This is a genomic window from Bacillus sp. BS3(2021) (assembly GCF_021043345.1).
Taxonomy (GTDB): domain Bacteria; phylum Bacillota; class Bacilli; order Bacillales; family Bacillaceae; genus Bacillus; species Bacillus paralicheniformis.
In genome coordinates this window covers 1-420 of sequence record NZ_JAJNDM010000027.1, presented here as the reverse complement: position 1 = coordinate 420, position 420 = coordinate 1, and the positions used below count along the sequence as shown (strand labels likewise).

Below are 420 nucleotides of genomic sequence, written 5' to 3'. Positions count from 1 at the left end.
AGCTCGCTGAATTCGCTGATTAAGGTGCCGACAGACACCCCGTCGGAAATGATGTGATGCATGTCCACCAACAACAGGTGGCTCTCCTCTGCTTCCTTCACAAGAGCGGCGCGGAAAAGCGGCGCTTCTTGAAGCCGGAACGGACGGACAAAGTCTTCAGCCGCGGCCAATTCCATCAGCTGAAACGGGACATCATCATGGATGCGCTGGACAGGCTCGCCGTCTGCCCCTGTTTCAAACGACGTCCTGAGCGATTCGTGGCGGCGGATCAGCTGCCTGAATACTTCATCAAGCCGGGCGCGGTCGAGCGGTCCTGTCAGCTTAAGCGCCGCCGGCATATTGTAGCCGACACCGCCGTCTTCCAGCTGCTGAAGGACATACATCCGCTTTTGCGCCGAGGACACCGGGTAGGTGTCCTGT

General features: G+C 58.8%; 1 protein-coding gene. It reads right to left on the bottom strand.

Annotation, left to right across the window (positions count from 1 at the left end; genetic code table 11):
- A partial coding sequence (locus tag LQ247_RS22000; RefSeq protein WP_231006606.1) for a condensation domain-containing protein occupies nucleotides 1–420 on the bottom strand: 420 nt, incomplete at both ends.